We start from the raw sequence: 18074 nt of genomic DNA, 5'->3' as shown, positions 1-18074 counted from the left end.
TCAGCCCAGCTCCTCGAGCGCGCGGGTCTTGCGGAAGCTGATCGCGGAGATGGTCGCGACGATCAGGAAGATGAGGATCGAGATCGCGCAGGCCAGGCCGTACTGCCGGTTCACGCCGCCGAACGCGATCTTGTAGACGAAGGTGATGAGGATGTCGCTCGCCCCGACGTCCACCGGCGCGGACAGGTCCTGCGGCCCGCCCTCGGTGGTCAGGTAGACGACGTTGAAGTTGTTGAAGTTGAAGGCGAAGCTCGAGATGAGCAGCGGCGCGGTGGACACCAGCAGCAGCGGCATCGTCAGCGACCGGAACATCCGCCACGGCTTCGCGCCGTCGAGCCGGCCGGCCTCGTAGACCTCCTGCGGGATGGACTGCAGCGCCCCGGTGCAGATGAGGAACATGTACGGGAAGCCGAGCCACAGGTTGACGGTCAGCACCGCGACCTTGGCCAGCACCGGGTCCGTCAGCCACGGGATCTCCGCGCCGCCGAGCAGCGTCTGGTTCACGAACCCGAAGTCCCGGTTGAGCATGCCGCGCCACACCAGGGCGGACAGGAACGCCGGGAACGCGTACGGCAGGATCAGCAGCGACCGGTAGACCGTCCGCCCCCGCACCCGCCAGTCGTTGAGGGTGATGGCGAGGAACAGCCCGAGGCCGAAGGTCAGGACGACCGAGCCGATCGCGAACCCGAACGTCCACAGCAGAACGCCGACGAACGGGCCGCGCAGCGAGGCGTCGCCCAGCACGCGGGTGAAGTTGTCGAGCCCGACGAACACCCGCCAGCCGGTGCCCAGCGCGGTGCCGTCGTCCGCGACGAAGGACCCCTCGGTCTCGTCGGCCGTGTACACGGTGCCGGTCGTCGTGTCCGTGATCGTCCCGGCGGCCTCGTCGTAGACCATCGTGGAGGCGTACACGTAGCCGGCCGACCCGTCGGTGGTGCGCAGGCTGCCGTCGTTCGGGTCGTCCGACAGCGGCACCCGCATGGCGAAGACGTCGGACTGCCGCGCCACGACCTGCGCGAAGTCGAGCACGTCGTAGCCGTCGAGCGCGACCACCCGGCCGCCCTCGACGTCGGCGCCCTCGGCCGGCTCGAGCGGCTGCTCGGCCGCGCCGACCAGCGGGTCCCCCTCGGGGTCGACGACCGCGAAGGCCAGCTCGTCGCCGCGCGTGACGACGGACAGGGCGTAGGTGGGCGAGTCCGGGACGCGGGCCTCGTCCTGCACGAGGATCGCCTCGACGGCGTCCTCGCGGGTCGAGTTGTGGCCGTCGCCGTAGTTCGTGAACGCCGTCCAGCCCGTGTACGCCACGACGAACACCTGGTAGACGAGCAGGAACACCAGGCCGGGCACCAGGTACTTGCCGGGGACGGCGCGCCGCGAGAAGTAGACGAGGTTGACGACGAGCAGCGCCGCGACCAGGAACGCCAGGACGCCCCACTGCTGCTGGGCGGCCGACGCGAGGACGCCGTAGACGCCCAGCGCGTCGACCAGGCCCACGAGCACGAGCTTGACCACGAAGCCGGCCGAGAACGTCTGGGCGCCGATCCAGGTCCGCGGGCCCCGGGGCCCGTCCGGGCCGGCGGGGCCGTGGGACGGTCCGCGGGTCGTCCGGGAACGGGGGGACGCCGCGGGGGGCGTCGTCGTGCGGCTCATGCTCTCTCCACGCTGAGGGGGTCCGACGAGGGGGTGCCGGGCGGGCGGCGGACCGCCCGCCCGGCGGGGCCGGTCAGGCCGCGGCGATCTTGGAGGCGATGGACGCGCACATCTGCGTCCACAGCTCGCCCGGGTCGCCCTGCTGGTTGACGATCGCCACCTGCGTGGCGCCCCAGTCGGACCAGACGGAGTCCATCGCCGGGATGGACGGCATCGGCACGCCGTTCTTGCCGACCTCGGCGAAGCCCGCGACCACCGGGTCGTCGGCGATCGTGTCGACCGCCGCGCTGAGCGCCGGGGCGCGGCCGCCGGCCTCGTACAGCGCGAGCTGGACGTCCTGCGTGCCGAGGTAGTTCACGACGAACTCGTTGGCGAGCAGCGCGTTCTCGCTCTTGGCCGAGATGAAGAAGCCCTGCACGCCGACGAACGGCTGCGACTCCTGGCCGCCGGCCGACGGGATCGGCTCGATGGACACGTCCATGCCGGCGTCCACGAAGTCGCCGACGTTCCACGGGCCGGTGATCATGTACGGCGCCTGGCCGGCCAGGAACGCCTCCTTGGCGATGTCGCCGGAGACCGTCGTCTTGAGCACGCCCTCGGCGCCGAGCTTGCCGACGTACGCCGCGAACGCCCGGCCCTGCTCGGTGTCCATCGCGAGCTGCGAGCCGTCGTACGCGCCGGAGTCGTCCGTGGCGAACACGGGAGCGCCGAACGAGGTCTGCAGCGGGTACAGGTGGTACGGGTCGCCGGTGGTCTCGTCCTGCTGGATGAGGACCGAGTGCTCCGTGCCGACGGCCTTGGCCTGCTCGACCAGGGCGTCGAACGTGTCCGGCGTCGGCTCGCTCACCAGCGCGTTGTTGCGCACCAGGCCGATGTTCTCCACCGAGTACGGCAGGCCGTACAGCGTGCCCTCGTAGCTCATCGCGTCGATGGCGACGTCGAGGAAGTCACCGGCCTTGTCCCCCAGCTCGATCGGGGCGACGACGCCGTTCTGCACGAGCTTCCCGAGCCAGTCGTGGGCGCCGACGATGATGTCCGGGCCCTGGCCGGTCGGCACCTGCGAGATGAAGTCGTCGCGGATGTCGCCGAAGTCCTTCTGGACGAACTTCACGGTCACGCCGGTGTCGGCCTCGAAGGTCTGCGCGACCTCCTTGACCGGACCGGACCGGGTGTCGTCGACCCAGACCGTGAGGGTGCCGGCGGACTCGGCCGGCTGGGTGGACTCGTCGCCGCTGGCGGGCTCGTCGCCGCCGCCCGAGCAGCCGGCGAGCACCAGGGACAGGCCCAGGGCGGTCGCCAGCACGGGGATGCTCCGTCGCATCGTCGTCTCCGTATCGCAGGAAGGTTGCCGGGCGGGCAGCTGTGCCGGCCACGGCTTGACGGGGCTGGACGCTAACGCTGATCCGAGTCGCTCCGCAAGGCCTTGCAGCAAGTTTCAGAACGTGCGTACAGTGACGACCGCCCGCTCCGAGGACGGCGCCGGCCCGGGCTCAGCCCTGCACGTGAACGACCCAGGACGAGGAGGCCCGGTGTCCCTTACGCTCGCCACCGTGCGCACCCGCCTGACGGACCTCGCCGACCAGGCGGGGGTCTCCACCGCGACGGTCTCGCGCGTCCTCAACGGGAAGTCCGGGGTCTCGACGCAGGCGCGGGAGGCGGTCCTGGCCGCCCTCGACGTCCTCGGCTACGAGCGGCCCGAGAAGCTGCGGACCCGGTCCAGCGGCCTCGTCGGCCTGGTCGTCCCCGAGCTGTCCAACCCGGTGTTCCCGGCCATGGCGCAGGCCGTCGAGTCGATGCTCACGCGGCGCGGGTACACGCCCCTGCTCTGCACGCAGTCACCGGGCGGCACCACCGAGGACCACTACGTCGAGATCCTCCTGGACCACGACGTGGCCGGCATCGTGTTCGTCTCCGGCCTGCACGCGGACACCACGGCCTCGACCGAGCGCTACCACGCGCTGCGGGGCCGCGGCCTGCCCATCGTGCTGGTCAACGGGCGCGCCGCCGACGTGGACGCCCCCGCCGTCGCCACCGACGACGCGGTGGCCGTCGAGCAGGCCTTCACCCACCTGCTCGCGCTCGGGCACCGCTCCATCGGCCTGGCCACCGGACCCACCCGGTTCGTCCCGGCGCGACGCAAGCACGCGCGGTTCGCCGAGCTGCTGCGCGACCGGCTCGGCGTCGACGACCCCGCCGGCCACGTCGTCGCCACGCTGTTCACCGTCGAGGGCGGCGTCCAGGCCGCGCACGAGCTGCTCGACTCCGGGCACACCGCGATCATCTGCGGCTCGGACCTCATGGCCCTGGGCGCCATCCGCGCCGCGCGGTCCCGGGGTCTGGACGTCCCCGGGGACGTGTCGGTGGTCGGCTACGACGACTCCCCCCTCATCGGGTTCACCGACCCGCCGCTCACGACCGTGCGCCAGCCGGTGCAGACCATGGCCCAGGCCGCCGTCCAGGCGCTCATGAGCGAGATCGCCGGCACGCCCGCCCCGCGGGCCGAGCTGCTCATCCACCCCGAGCTCATCGTCCGGGGATCCACCGGTGCCGCGCCGCGCGAGCCCGGCGCGAGCGCCTGACCGTCCGACCCGACCGCCCCGCCGCGCGGCCGGCGCGCCCGCACCGACCCGCACCCCGTCCCCGCACCCCGTTCCCGCACCCGCCCGCGACCCCGAAGGCCCCGCCGTGACCGCTGTCCTCCCCCAGGCCCTGACCGCCCCCGCCGTGGTCCACCACCCCGACGCCGCCGACGGCCCCTGGTGGCGCGACGCCGTGATCTACCAGGTGTACCCCCGCTCGTTCGCCGACGGGAACGGCGACGGCATCGGCGACCTGCCCGGCATCACCGCGCGCCTCGACCACCTGGCCGCCCTCGGCGTCGACGCGGTGTGGCTGTCGCCGTTCTACCGCTCCCCGCAGGCGGACGCCGGCTACGACGTCGCCGACTACCGGGACGTCGACCCGCTGTTCGGCACGCTCGCCGACTTCGACGCGCTGCTCGACCGCGCGCACGACCTCGGGCTGCGCGTCGTCGTCGACCTGGTGCCGAACCACACCTCCGACGAGCACGCCTGGTTCGCCGAGGCGCTGCGCACGCCCCCCGGGTCGCCCGAGCGCGCGCGCTACCTGTTCCGCGACGGGCGCGGCGCCGACGGCTCGCTGCCGCCGAACAACTGGGACTCCATCTTCGGCGGCCCCGCCTGGACCCGGCTCACCCCCGAGCGGCACGGCGTCGACGACGGCCAGTGGTACCTGCACCTGTTCGACTCCAAGCAGCCGGACCTGGACTGGACGAACCCCGAGGTCCGCGCAGAGTTCGAGGACGTGCTGCGGTTCTGGCTGGACCGCGGCGTCGACGGGTTCCGCGTCGACGTCGCGCACGGCATGGTCAAGGCCGACGGCCTGCCCGACTGGGACGGGCACGTGTCGATGATCGAGGGCAGCGACGACGGCGACGCCGCCGACGCCGTCAGCGGCTCCGGCAACCAGGGCCCCATGTTCGACCAGGACGGCGTGCACGAGATCTACCGGGCCTGGCGGCGGGTCCTCGACGAGTACGACGGCGACCGGATGCTCGTCGCCGAGGCCTGGGTCGAGCCGCTGTCCCGCCTGGCCCGGTACGTGCGGCCCGACGAGATGCACCAGGCGTTCAACTTCGCGTTCCTCGCGACGGGCTGGGACGCGCCGGCGCTGCGACGGGTGATCGCGGCGTCCTACGCGGTGAACGACTCGGTCGGCGCCCCCACCACGTGGGTGCTGTCCAACCACGACGTCGTGCGGCACCACTCCCGCCTCGGCCTGCCGGACCCCACCTCGCGGCCCAACGGGATCGGCGCCGCGGACCAGCAGCCGGACGAGGAGCTCGGCCTGCGGCGCGGCCGGGCCGCGACCCTGCTGCTGCTCGGGCTGCCCGGCTCGGCCTACCTGTACCAGGGCGAGGAGCTCGGCCTGCCCGAGCACACCGCGCTCGACGACGCACTGCGGCAGGACCCGGCGTACGTCCGGACGGGCGGCGCCGAGCTCGGCCGGGACGGCTGCCGCGTGCCGCTGCCGTGGGCCGCGCACGAGCCCGGCTTCGGGTACTCGGCCAGCGGCGACACCTGGCTGCCGCAGCCGGCGTCGTGGGCGGCGTACGCGGCGGACGCCCAGGACGGCGTCCCGGGCTCCACGCTCGAGCTCTACCGGGCGGCGCTGCGGCTGCGTCGCGCGGAGGGACTCGGGACCGGCGGGGCGGCGTGGGAGCCGGCGTACGACGGCCAGGACCACGTGATCGCGGTCCGCAACGGCGACGTGCTCGTCGTCGCGAACCTCGGCCCGGCCCCGGTGCCCCTGCCGGACGGCGCCGAGGTGCTGCTCGCCTCGGGCCTGCCGGGCGACGCCCCGGTCGGCCCGGAGCTGCCCGCGGACACGACCGTCTGGCTCCGCGCCCGCTGACGCGTTCTCGCGCGCCCGCGCGCTGCCCGCCCACGCGCTCGCGCCCACGCGCTGCCCGCATGCTCGCGCACCCACCCGCGTGCTCGTCCCCGCGCGCAGACCCACCGAGAGTCCAGGACACGCCGATCGATCGCGCGCATACCGGGCGTGTCCTGGCCTCTCGACCCGGACCGCGGTCCGGGTCGAGAGGCCACCGCGGCCGCAGCGCGCGGCCGGCACGCGCCCCGCGTACCCACGTGCAGGCCGCCGAGAGTCCAGGACACGCCGACTGATCGCGCGCGGATCCGGGCGTGTCCTGGCCTCTCGGTGCACTCGACAGCGCGCGGGCGGGCGCGGGCGCGCGGGGCTCGGGTCGCGGGCGGGTCAGCCGCCGGAGACGCTGAGCTCGGCCTCGTGCAGGGCCTGGCGGAAGTCCTCGGACAGCTCGCGGGAGTCGAGCCAGCCGTCCGGCAGGTGCGGGCGCTTCGGGGTGCCGGCCCGGCCGCGCTGGCCCTCGGCGGCCTCGCCCGGGTACGGCTGGTCCAGGTCGAGGGCCGCCAGCCGGTCGTCGAGCTCCGCGAGGGACGACACGAGCCCGAGCGCCGCCCGCTGCTCCCCGCCGACCACGTAGCCCTTCCAGTACCAGGCCATGTGCTTGCGGAGCTCGCGCAGCGCCTTCCCCTCGTCGCCGAAGTGCTCGACCATGAGCTCGGCGTGCCGCCGGATGACCTGCGCCACGTAGCGGGCGCCCGGCCGGATGCGTTCCGGGGACCCGGCGAACGCCGCCGCGAGGTCCGCGAACAGCCACGGCCGACCCTGGCAGCCGCGCCCGACGACCACGCCGTCGCACCCCGTCCGCCGCACCATCTCCAGCGCGTCCTCGGCGGACCAGATGTCCCCGTTGCCGAGCACCGGGATGTCGGTCACGGTCTCCTTGAGGCGGGCGATCGCCTCCCAGTCGGCCGTGCCGGAGTAGTACTGCTCGGCCGTCCGTGCGTGCAGCGCAACCGCCGCGACCCCCAGGTCCTGGGCGACCAGGCCGGCCTCCAGGTACGTCAGGTGGTCCTCGTCGATGCCCTTGCGCATCTTCACGGTCACCGGGACGCCGTAGGGGCGCGCCGCGTCGACGGCGGCGCGCAGGATCGACTCGAACAGCTCGCGCTTCCACGGCAGGGCCGAGCCGCCGCCGCGCCGCGTGACCTTCGGCACCGGGCACCCGAAGTTCAGGTCGACGTGGTCGGCGCGGTCCTCCGACGCGATCAGGTGCACCGCCGCACCGACGGTCGCCGGGTCCACGCCGTACACCTGCACGGAGCGCGGCCGCTCGTCCGGGGCGTGCGAGATGATCCGCATCGACTCCTCACCCCGCTCGACCAGCGCGCGTGACGTCACCATCTCCGCGACGTACAGCCCGGCGCCCGACTCCCGGCACAGCCGCCGGAACGCCGCGTTCGTCACGCCGGCCATCGGGGCGAGCACCACGGGGGTGTCGACGGACAGCGGCCCGATGCGCAGCGGGGGCAGCACGGTGCGGTCGGTCGCGGGCGCGGCCGGGGCGGCGGGGACAGCGGTCATGCGTCAATTGTCCCCCAGCGCCCGGCGCGGGCGCGCGGGGCGGCGGGCCGGGCGGGTGCGCGGGGCCGTGCGGGGGCGCGGGCGGTACCGCCGGCGGGTGCGCGGGGCCGGTGACTCGGGTGGGTGCGCGGGGCCGTGCGGGGCGCATGCCGGGTGCGCGCGGGGCGGACCCGGCAGAATCGCCTCCGTGCCGACCCCCACCGCGCTGCGCACCCGTCGTCTGATCGCCGCGATCCTGCTGCCGCTCGTGCTCGCCGCCGGCGTCGGCGTGGCCCTGACCTGGCCGCACGGCGAGATCGACAGCGACCGCACGATCAGCGCCGTCGACCTCGACTACCCCACCGCGACCGTCACGGGGACGTCGGTCGAGCAGTGCGAGGGCACCGTCGAGGACCGGCAGCCGGACGGGACGATCCCCGCCGAGGTCCCCTGCCTGCGGGTGTCCGCGACCGTGACCAGCGGCCCGGAGCGCGGGCGGGACGTCGAGGTGTGGGCGACGGCGTCGACCACCGCCGACGACGTGCCCGCGGGGACGCGCATCCTCGTCGAGCACTACCCCGCGTCGGGCTCCGACCCGGAGGTCTGGGCGTGGCACGACTACGACCGCACGCTGCCTCTCGTGACGATCGCGCTCGTGTTCGCCCTGGCGATCATCCTCGTCGCGCGCAGCCGCGGGCTGCGCGCCCTGATCGGGCTGCTGATCGCGTTCGGCGTCATCGGCGGGTACGTGCTGCCGGCGCTCGTCCGGGGCGAGAACCCGGTGGTCGTGGCGCTGAGCGCGTCGACGCTCATCATGGTGGTGGTCCTGTACCTCGCCCACGGGCTGTCGCTGCGCACGTCCGCCGCGCTGCTCGGCACGCTGGCGGGGCTCGCGGCCACGACGGTGCTCGGGGTGCTCGGGGCGGAGTGGGCGCGGCTGTCGGGCGTCAGCACCGAGGACTCCTACCGGCTCGCGCAGCTGCTGGGCGACAGCGGCGCGACGTCCCTGCGCGGGCTGTTCCTGTGCGGGCTCGTGCTGGCGGGTCTCGGCGTGCTCAACGACGTGACGATCACGCAGGCGTCCGCGGTGTGGGAGCTGCGCGCGGCGTCCCCGGCGGCCACCCGGGCGGAGCTGTTCCGCGGCGGGATGCGGATCGGCCGGGACCACATCGCGTCGACCGTCTACACGATCGCGTTCGCCTACACCGGCGCCGCGCTGCCCGTGCTGCTGCTGCTCGAGCTGTACCAGCTGCCGCTCGGGCCGACGCTGACCAGCGGGGAGTTCGCGGAGGAGATCGTCCGCACGATGGTCGGGTCCATCGGCCTCGTGCTGGCGATCCCGCTGACGACCGCGATCGCGGCGCTGGTCGTCACGCGCTCCGGCGCGGCGCCGGCCCGGCACGCGGCCCCCGACGGCCACGCGCACGCCCACGTCCACGCGGTCGCCGAGGTCGACGCCCCCGGCCACCCGGGCTGACGGCGCCCGCCCGAGCCCGAGCCCGAGCCCGCTCGAGCTCGTCGAGGGTGCAGCAGATGTGGGTTTCCGGCCGCGGAACCCCACATCTGCTGCAACCTCGAGCGGGGACACCCGGGGACGCGGGTCCGGTCAGGGCAGAGCGGGTCCGGTTCCGTCGGGCGCGGTCGAGACCGGCGCGGTCGAGGCCGGCGCGGACGAGGTCTGAGCGGACGGGGTCTGCGCGGGCGGGGTCTGCACGGTCGGGGCCGGTGCGGGCGCGGGGCCCGGCACCAGGGCCGCCGCCACGGCCGTCGTCAGGGGGATCGCGAGGACCAGCCCGATCGACCCGACCATCGTCCGGACGACCTCCTCCGCGATCTCCCCGGACGTCAGCGAGTCGAGCAACGTGCGGTCGGACATCGCGACCAGCAGCACGAGCGGCAGCGCCGCCCCGAGGTACGCGAACGCCACCGTGTAGACGGTGGACGCGATGTGGTCGCGGCCGATCCGCATCCCGCCGGCGAACAGCTCGCGCCGGGTCGCCGCGGGCGAGACCGCGCGCAGCTCCCACACCGCGGACGCCTGCGTGATCGTCACGTCGTTGAGCACGCCGAGGCCGGCCAGCACGATCCCGCACAGCAGGATGCCGCGCAGGCTCGCGTCGGGGGCGAGCGACAGCAGGTCGAGCGCGTGCTCGCCGCTCAGCCCCGTGAGGTGGGTCGCCCCGGTGGCCCAGGTGGCGAGCAGCCCGGTCGCGAGCAGCCCGCCGAGCGTCCCGAGCAACGCGACGGACGTGCGGACCGAGACCCCGTGCGCGAGGTACAGCAGCACGTACAGCAGCGCCGCGGCGGTGACGAGCGCGACCGGCAGCGCCGGCTTCCCGGCCAGCAGCGCCGGGACGGTGAACCCGAGCACCCCGGCCACGGACACGGCGAGGCCCAGCAGCGCACCGACGCCCCGCAGTCGCGCGACGGCCAGCACCAGCACCACCAGCACCCCGGCGAGCAGGGCCATCGGCGGGCCGCGCACCAGGTCGACGAACACGTACGGCGCCGCTCCGGTCACCTGCGGCAGCGCGAGGACGCGGATGCGGTCCCCCGCGCTCACGACGTCGAGGTACTCCGGGGCGACCTGCACGGTGACGGTCTCCCCCGCCGCCGTCTCGGCCAGCAGCGCCGGACCCGTCTGCGCGTCCGCGAGCAGGTCGGTGTCCGTGACCGTCACGACCTGGTACGACGAGCCCTCGGGCGTCGTGTCGAGCACGGGGGTCGCGGTGCGCGGCCACAGCCACGCCAGGCCGGCCAGCGTCGCGACCGCGGCGACGGCCAGCAGCACGACGACCACCACGCGGGCCCGCCGCCCGACCCGGAGGTCGGGGACGTCACCGCCCGCGTGGTGGCCGTGGGTGTGCACGCGCGGGGCTCAGGCCCCGACGAGCCGCTGCGCGAGGTAGCCGGTCACCTGGTCCAGCGCGACCCGCTCCTGCGTCATGTCGTCGCGGTGCCGGATCGTGACGGCCTGGTCCTCGAGCGTGTCGAAGTCCACGGTGATGCAGAACGGCGTGCCGATCTCGTCCTGGCGGCGGTACCGGCGGCCGATGGCGCCGGCGTCGTCGAAGTCGACGTTCCAGGACCTCCGGAGCTCCGCGGCGAGGTCGCGGGCCTTGGGCGAGAGCGCCTCGTTGCGGGACAGCGGCAGCACCGCGGCCTTGACGGGCGCCAGGCGCGGGTCGAGGCGCAGCACGGTGCGCTTGTCGACGCCGCCCTTCGCGTTGGGGGCCTCGTCCTCGTGGTACGACTCGACGAGGAACGCCATGAGCGACCGGGTCAGGCCTGCGGCCGGCTCGATGACGTACGGCACCCAGCGCTCGTCCTTGGTCTGGTCGAAGTACGACAGGTCCTGGCCGGAGTGCTTCGAGTGCGTCGACAGGTCGAAGTCGGTGCGGTTCGCGATGCCCTCGAGCTCGCCCCAGTCCGAGCCGCTGAAGCCGAAGCGGTACTCGATGTCGACGGTGCGCTTGGAGTAGTGCGAGAGCTTCTCGGCCGGGTGCTCGTAGTGCCGCAGGTTCTCGCGCGAGATGCCCAGGTCGACGTACCAGTCGGTGCGCTGGTCGATCCAGTACTGGTGCCAGGTCTCGTCCGTGCCGGGCTCGACGAAGAACTCCATCTCCATCTGCTCGAACTCGCGGGTCCGGAAGATGAAGTTGCCGGGGGTGATCTCGTTGCGGAACGACTTGCCGATCTGGCCGATGCCGAACGGCGGCTTCTTGCGGGCCGTGGTCAGCACGTTGGCGAAGTTCACGAAGATGCCCTGGGCGGTCTCGGGCCGCAGGTAGTGCAGGCCGGACTCGTCCTCGACGGGGCCGAGGTAGGTCTTGAGCATCATGTTGAAGTCGCGCGGCTCGGTCCACTGGCCGCGGGTGCCGCAGTTCGGGCAGGCGATCTCGGCGAGGCCGCCCTCGGGGGCGCGGCCCTTCTTCTCCTCGAACTCCTCGATCATCTGGTCCTCGCGGAACCGCTTGTGGCACGAGAGGCACTCGGTGAGCGGGTCGGTGAAGACGCCGACGTGGCCGGAGGCGACCCACACCTGGCGGGGCAGGATGACGGCCGAGTCGAGCCCGACGACGTCGTCGCGGCCCTGCACGACGGTGCGCCACCACTGCTTCTTGATGTTCTCCTTGAGCTCGACGCCGAGCGGCCCGTAGTCCCACGCGGAGCGGGAGCCGCCGTAGATCTCCCCGCTCTGGAAGACGAAGCCGCGCCGCTTGGCGAGGGAGACGACGGAGTCGAGACGGGAGGGTGCTGCCACGGTGAGTGCTCCTGGTGCCGGGGGTCGCCGCGCCTGGGTGACGCGGGAGGGTGATCGCGAGCAAGGCTACCGGGCGGCACCCGCACCCGGGACGTCGTGTTTTGACACTCGTTCTCAACACAACGAGAATGGCTCTCATGTCCACTCGCCGCCGCACCCTGTCGACCCTCGCCCCCGCTGCCGCCACGGCCGCAGCGGCGGTGCTCGTGCTGTCCGCCTGCTCGTCCGGCGGTTCCGGCGGGTCCGGCGGGTCGGGCGACTCCGGCGGCGTCCAGGTGCTCGCGTCGTTCTACCCGCTGCAGTACGTCGCCGAGCAGGTGGGCGGTGACCTCGTCTCCGTCGAGTCCCTGACGCCGCCCGGGGCCGAGCCGCACGACCTCGAGCTCTCCCCCGCGCAGGTCGACCAGGTCGGGCGCGCCGACCTCGTCGTGTACCTCTCGCAGTTCCAGGCCGCCGTCGACGACGCCGTCGAGGCGAACCCGCCGGGCCACGTCGTCGACGCCGCGCAGGACACCGAGCTGCACGCCGCGGAGCACACCGAGGACGGCGAGGAGCACGCGGACGACGAGCACGGCGAGGAGGAGCACGACCACGGCTCCCTCGACCCGCACTTCTGGCTGGACCCCAGCCGGCTGCCCGCCGTGGCCGACGACGTCGCCGCGCAGCTCGGCGAGCTCGACCCCGACCACGCGGACGAGTTCGAGGCGAACGCCCGCACGTTCGCGCAGGCCATGACGGACCTGGACGACGAGTACGCGGCCGGGCTCGCGACCTGCGAGAGCCGCACCGTCGTCACCACGCACGAGGCGTTCTCCTACCTCGCGGACCGCTACGACCTCGAGCAGGTCGGCATCTCCGGCATCGACCCCGAGGGCGAGCCGTCGCCGGCGCGCCTGGCCGAGGTGGGCGACGTGGTGCGCGACGAGGGCGTGACGACGATCTTCTTCGAGACCCTCGCGAGCCCGAAGGTCGCCGAGACGCTCGCCGACGAGCTGGGCGTCCAGACCGCCGTGCTGGACCCGCTCGAGGGCCTCACGGACGACACGCAGGACTACGTCTCCGTCGCGAAGACCAACCTGGAGACGCTGCGTACGGCACTCTCGTGCGCATGACCGACGCACCGGACCGCCCCGCCGGCCCCCCGGCGGCCCCGGCCGACCCCGCCCGGCGACCCTCCGGCGCGCCGCAGCCGCCCGGGGCCGTGCCCGCCGTCTCGGCCACCGGGGTCGACGTGGTCCTCGGGGGCCAGCCGATCCTGACCGGCGTGGGGCTGCGCGTCGAGCGCGGCGAGGTCGTCGCCCTGCTGGGCGCGAACGGCTCCGGCAAGTCGACGCTGGTGCGGGCGCTGCTCGGCATCGTCCCGCGCACCGCCGGCGAGGTCCACCTGCTCGGGGCACCGCTCGGTGCGGGCGTGCCGTGGGAGCGGGTCGGCTACGTGCCGCAGCGCCTGCCCGTCGGTGCGGGCGTCCCCGCGACCGCGCTCGAGGTCGTCATGTCCGGCCTGGTGCACGGCCGCCGGCTCCGCCCGCCCCGCGACGCGCGCCGCCGCGCGCTGGCCGCGCTGGACGAGGTCGGCATGACCGGGCACGCGCGCCGGTCGGTGCTCCAGATGTCCGGCGGGCAGCAGCAGCGGGTGCTCATCGCGCGCGCCCTGGTGCGCGACCCCGAGCTGCTGGTGCTGGACGAGCCGACCTCCGGCATCGACCTGCCGACGCAGGAGACGTTCGTCGCCACGGTGCGCGAGCGGCAGCGCGCGGGCGGGACCGTCCTGGTCATCCTGCACGAGCTCGGGGCGTTCGCCGACCTCATCGACCGGGCCGTCGCCCTGCGGCACGGCCGCGTGGTCTACGACGGCCCGCCGCCGACCGCGCGCGGCGAGCACGCCGGCGCCGGCCACGAGCACACCCACCCGCACGCCGACCCCCCGCCGCCCGAGGCCGGGTCGACCGGGCTGTCGATGGAGGTCCTCCCGTGACCTGGTTCGAGACCCTCGGGTCGATGCTGTCGTCCCCGCTGATGCAGCGCGCCCTGCTCGCGGCGGTCCTGGTCGGCGCCGCGGCGCCCGTCGTCGGGACGTTCCTCGTCCAGCGGCGGCTCGCCCTCATGGGGGACGGCATCGGGCACGTCGCGCTCACCGGCGTCGCCCTGGGCTGGCTGGTCGGCACGTGGGCCGGGCTGGTCCCGCAGGACACGCTCGCCGTCCCGGGCGCGGTCGTCGCGGCGATCATCGGCTCGGTCGTCATCGAGTGGGTGCGCGCCCGCGGCCGCACCTCCGGCGACCTCGCGCTCGCGCTGATGTTCTACGGCGGCATCGCCGGCGGCGTGCTGCTCATCAAGCTCGCGGGCGGCACCAACGCCAACCTCGTGTCCTACCTGTTCGGGTCCATCTCGACCGTCTCGACCGGGGACCTGTGGTGGACCGTGGGGCTGGCCGTCGGGGTGCTCGCCGTCGGGCTCGGCCTGCGGCACGTGCTGTTCGCCGTCAGCCACGACGAGGAGTTCGCCCGCGGCTCCGGTCTGCCCGTCACCGCGCTCAACATGGTGGTCGCGACGATGTCCGCGCTCACCGTCACGATCGCGATGCGCGTCGTCGGGCTGCTGCTCGTGTCGGCGCTCATGATCGTCCCCGTCGCCGTCGCCCAGCTGCTCGCCGGGTCGTTCGCCCGCACGATGGCCGTGGCCAGCGGGATCGGGGTCGGCGTCAGCATCGTGGGGCTGTCCATCACGTACTGGGAGGACATCCCGCCGGGCGCGACGATCGTGCTCCTCGCCATCGGCCTGTACGCGCTGGTCGCGGTCACGCGCCCGCTGCTGCGCCCACGGCGCTCCGACGCCCCGCACCACGACCCGCACCCGGAGCTGCCGGACGACGTCGACCTGCCCGCCGCCGGCGCGGAGCGCTGCTAGCCGCCGCTACGCGTCGTCCGGCGTGCGCGCGTCCTGCGCGATGCGCGCGACGTGCAGCGCGAGGTACGACACCTCGTCCTCGGTGAGCCCGGCCTGCAGCCGCAGCTCCACCAGCCGCGCGAGGCGGTCCGCGGTCTCGGACGCCTCCGGGTAGGTCCGGCGGATCGCGTCCCCGACCGCGGAGTGGCGGTGGTCGTCGAGCTGGCGGCGCTGGTGGATCCGGACGAACAGGTACCGCAGGTGCGTGACGAACCGGCCGACGCTCACGCTGCCGGGGACCAGCTCGACGCCGTACGCCCCGGCCACGACGTCGAGGAACTGCTGGATCAGGCCGGTCATCGTGTAGCTGTACGACAGGTCCCCGGTCGCGAACCCCGCGTTGACGAGGTGCAGCGCCAGGCCCACGGCCTCGGTCGGCGGGAGCGGGGTCCCGACCCGCGCGTTCACCGCCGCGAGCAGCGCCGTGGCCTGCTCGTGCTCCTCGGCGTAGAGGTTGGTCACCTCGGCCAGCAGCGGGTACTCCACCGCCTGGCCCTGCTCCGCGCGGCGCAGGGCGAACCCGATGTGGTCGGCCATCGCGACGACGAGCGCCGGCTTGGCCGCGAGCCGCTCGAGCCCGATCTCCGTCAGGGCGTCCCCGACGAGCTGCACGTGCTCGGGCGGGATGCCCGCCAGCAGGCCGGCCAGGTGGTCGGGGTCGCGGCCGTCGTCGGGCCGGAACACCCGCACGACCCGGTCGTCGGCGACGTGGTCGCCCGGCTTCGCCTGGAACCCCAGGCCGCGGCCCGTGAGGATCACCTCGGCGCCGCGGTCGTCGCGCGCCAGCACCAGGTTGTTGTTGAACACGCGCAGGACGTCCACGGCGTCGCTCCTGGGTCGGGGTCGGGCGGCTCGGTCGGGGTGGGTCGCGGGTGGTGCTGCGGGACGGACGCGGACGGCGGACGGCGCCGCACCCGACCCGCGAGGGCCGGGCGCCGCGCCGTCCGCCGGTACCGCGTGGGTGCGGTGCGGCTCAGGGCTCCACGTCGACGACCGCGTCGCCCGGGACGACGCTACCTGCCGGACGCGGCGACACCGAGGTCAGCGCCCGCGAGTTGAGCACCGTCACGACCGTCGTGGTGTCGAAGCCCGCGGCGCGGACCGCGTCGAGGTCCACGGTCGCGAGCCGGTCGCCGACGGCGACGTGCTGGCCCTTGGCGACGGCGACCGCGAAGCCCTCGCCCGCCATCCGGACGGTGTCGATGCCGACGTGCACCAGCACCTCGACGCCGTCGGCCGTCTTGATCCCGAACGCGTGCCCGGTGTCCGCGACCGTCACGAGCTCCCCGGCGACCGGGGCGACGACCTCGCCGGACGTCGGCACCACGCCGACGCCCTCACCGAGGGCCTGCGAGGCGAACACCGGGTCCGCGACCTGCGCGAGGGGCACCAGCTCGCCGGCGACGGGCGACGCCACGACCGTGGTCGGGGCGGTCGCCAGCGCCACCGCGGCGGGGGCGGCGGCCGTGGCGGTCGCCGTGACGGTCGCCGCCGGGGAGGCGGCCGGCGACGCGGCGGACGGCGACGTGGCAGCAGGGGCGGCGGCGGGGGCCGCGGCCTCGAGCGCGAGGTCGGCCTCGGCCTGCGCCCGGGCGGCGGCGGCCTCGGCGCGCTGCTCCGGCGTGCGGTAGTCGGAGACGATGACCAGCACCATCGAGACCGCGAACGCCGCGGCGACCGCGATGGCGTACACCGGCATCGGGTCGAACACCGGGATGGTCAGCAGCGAGGTGAACGCGAACGCCTGGGTGTCGACGCCGCCGAGCACGCCGATGATGACGCCGCCCACGAGGCACCCGACGAGCATGCGCGGGTAGATCCGCTTGAACCGCAGGTGGATGCCGTAGAGCGACGGCTCGGAGATGCCGCCGAGCAGGCCCGCCGCGAGCGCGCCGGTGGCCGTCTGGCGCATCTGCACGTCCTTGTCGCGCACCGCGAGCACGAGCACGCCGGCGGTGGCGCCGAAGCAGGCGAAGTTCCACGCGCCCATGGGGCCCTGGATGAAGTCGTAGCCGAGGGTGTTCAGGTTGACCAGCATCAGCGCGTTCAGCGGCCAGTGCAGGCCCAGCGGCACCAGGAACGGGTAGATCAGCGGGATCACGATGGCGAACACGATCGGCGCGTTGCCGTTCAGCCACGCGAGGCCGTCACCGAGGCCCGACCCGAGCCAGATGCCGAGCGGGCCGAGCAGGAACGCCGTGACCGGGATCATGACGACCATCGACAGGAACGGCACGAACACCATCTGGATGTTCTCCGGGAACACCCGCTTCAGCCCGCGGTACAGCGGCGCGAGCACCGCGACCATGATGAGCGGCACGAACACCTGGCCGCCGTAGTCGTTGAGCTGCATCGGCAGCCCGAAGACGTCCGCCACGCAGGCCGTCGTGCCGAGCGTCGCGTTGGTGGTGCAGACGGTCGACGCGGCGTCCGTCAGGCTGAGGAAGTTCGGCGTCATGACCGCGGCCATGACGGTGGCGCCCAGCCACGGGTCGACCTGCAGCTTCTTCGCGGCGTTGTACGCCACCATGATCGGCAGGAAGTAGAACACCGCGCGCCACATCGCGTCGACGAACACCCAGGTCGCCGGCTTGTCCGCCGCGCGGAAGTCCACGACGCCGAGGGCGTCGAGCACCGCGGCGAACGCGATGATCAGGGACGCGCCCAGCAGCACGCCGAGCAGCGGGCGGAACGAGTCCGACAGGTACTCGAACACCGCGTCGAGCCACGCGACCTTGCCGCGCGCCTTCGACCGGGCCGCGGCCTTCACGTCCGCGTCGGACTGCCGGGCCGCGCCGACCCCCGCCATCTCGGGCAGGTGCATGATCTGCGTGTACACGGTCTGCACCGCGCCGCCGATGACGACCTGGTAGCGGTCGCCGGACTGCGGCACCGCGCCCATCACGCCGGGGATCCGCTCCACGGTCGGCTGGTCGACCACGGAGGCGTCGCGCAGCTCGAAGCGCAGCCGGGTGGCGCAGTGGGTGAGGCTGAGGACGTTCGACGGTCCTCCGACCGCCGCGATGATCTCCTCGGCCCTGTCGCGCGTCGTCGCGGACGTCATCTGGGACTCCCTCGTTGGAAACGTCCACCGGCGTCCGGGCACAAAAAAAGACCCGGGACGCATCTCTGCGGCCCAGGTCTTGCCCCGCGACGGTGGCGGGTAACAATCCTGTGGATGAGCTCAAGCTCGGCGAGGACAGTAGCACGCGCCGCCGGGGGCTCCGTGCCGGACGAACGTCCCGGG

Annotated in this window: 13 protein-coding genes; 6 read left to right on the top strand and 7 right to left on the bottom strand. The window is 74.0% G+C overall.

Translation table 11 applies throughout. The features are described from left to right. Entirely contained in the window at positions 1-1650 is a 1650-nt protein-coding gene (locus P9841_RS17875) for an ABC transporter permease subunit (RefSeq protein ID WP_283319926.1), read from the bottom strand. Between the two features lie 73 nt (positions 1651-1723). Beyond that, a complete protein-coding gene (locus P9841_RS17870; protein WP_283319925.1) occupies positions 1724-2971 on the bottom strand; it encodes a sugar ABC transporter substrate-binding protein in 1248 nt (415 codons plus the stop codon). 208 nt (positions 2972-3179) lie between these two features. Between P9841_RS17870 and P9841_RS17865 the strand changes: the two genes are divergently transcribed. Next, positions 3180-4229 (top strand): LacI family DNA-binding transcriptional regulator, encoded by a 1050-nt coding sequence (locus P9841_RS17865; RefSeq protein WP_283319924.1) that lies wholly within the window; start codon positions 3180-3182, stop codon positions 4227-4229. Between the two features lie 106 nt (positions 4230-4335). Then, positions 4336-6084: a glycoside hydrolase family 13 protein gene (locus tag P9841_RS17860; RefSeq protein ID WP_502848037.1), complete on the top strand. Its 1749-nt coding sequence runs from the start codon at positions 4336-4338 to the stop codon at positions 6082-6084. 363 nt (positions 6085-6447) lie between these two features. Here P9841_RS17860 and dusB read toward each other — a convergent pair whose 3' ends face one another. Next, the gene (gene dusB, locus P9841_RS17855) at positions 6448-7638 is read right to left on the bottom strand and encodes a tRNA dihydrouridine synthase DusB (RefSeq protein ID WP_283319923.1); all 1191 of its coding nucleotides are present in this window, start codon (positions 7636-7638) and stop codon (positions 6448-6450) included. Between the two features lie 187 nt (positions 7639-7825). Between dusB and P9841_RS17850 the strand changes: the two genes are divergently transcribed. Continuing rightward, complete coding sequence (locus P9841_RS17850) at positions 7826-9094, top strand: YibE/F family protein (protein ID WP_283319922.1); 1269 nt, start codon at positions 7826-7828, stop codon at positions 9092-9094. Between the two features lie 129 nt (positions 9095-9223). On the opposite strand, the gene P9841_RS17845 is transcribed toward P9841_RS17850, so the two are convergent. Continuing rightward, positions 9224-10486 carry a YibE/F family protein gene (locus P9841_RS17845; protein ID WP_283319921.1) on the bottom strand — a complete coding sequence of 421 codons (1263 nt, stop codon included), beginning with the start codon at positions 10484-10486 and terminating at the stop codon, positions 9224-9226. A gap of 9 nt (positions 10487-10495) precedes the next feature. Continuing rightward, entirely contained in the window at positions 10496-11881 is a 1386-nt protein-coding gene (locus tag P9841_RS17840) for a glycine--tRNA ligase (protein ID WP_283319920.1), read from the bottom strand. 137 nt (positions 11882-12018) lie between these two features. Between P9841_RS17840 and P9841_RS17835 the strand changes: the two genes are divergently transcribed. From P9841_RS17835 to P9841_RS17825, 3 genes are read left to right on the top strand one after another with little or no spacing between them, the layout of a single operon-like run. Then, positions 12019-12993: a metal ABC transporter substrate-binding protein gene (locus P9841_RS17835; protein WP_283319919.1), complete on the top strand. Its 975-nt coding sequence runs from the start codon at positions 12019-12021 to the stop codon at positions 12991-12993. Then, complete coding sequence (locus tag P9841_RS17830) at positions 12990-13856, top strand: metal ABC transporter ATP-binding protein (RefSeq protein ID WP_283319918.1); 867 nt, start codon at positions 12990-12992, stop codon at positions 13854-13856. Before P9841_RS17835 ends, P9841_RS17830 begins: the two co-directional genes overlap by 4 nt. After that, the gene (locus P9841_RS17825) at positions 13853-14788 is read left to right on the top strand and encodes a metal ABC transporter permease (protein WP_283319917.1); all 936 of its coding nucleotides are present in this window, start codon (positions 13853-13855) and stop codon (positions 14786-14788) included. Before P9841_RS17830 ends, P9841_RS17825 begins: the two co-directional genes overlap by 4 nt. Positions 14789-14794: 6 nt before the next feature. Here P9841_RS17825 and P9841_RS17820 read toward each other — a convergent pair whose 3' ends face one another. Both P9841_RS17820 and P9841_RS17815 read right to left on the bottom strand, forming a co-directional pair. Further along, positions 14795-15649 (bottom strand): PRD domain-containing protein, encoded by an 855-nt coding sequence (locus P9841_RS17820; protein WP_283319916.1) that lies wholly within the window; start codon positions 15647-15649, stop codon positions 14795-14797. Positions 15650-15800: 151 nt separating this feature from the next. Then, positions 15801-17891, bottom strand: a complete 2091-nt coding sequence (locus tag P9841_RS17815; protein WP_283319915.1) for a glucose PTS transporter subunit IIA — start codon at positions 17889-17891, stop codon at positions 15801-15803. Between the last annotated feature and the right edge of the window lie 183 nt (positions 17892-18074).

This window comes from Cellulomonas sp. ES6, from assembly GCF_030053835.1.
In the GTDB taxonomy this organism is placed as follows: domain Bacteria; phylum Actinomycetota; class Actinomycetes; order Actinomycetales; family Cellulomonadaceae; genus Cellulomonas.
The sequence above is the reverse complement of the archived record's forward strand: the minus strand, read 5'-3'. Positions and strand labels throughout refer to the sequence as shown.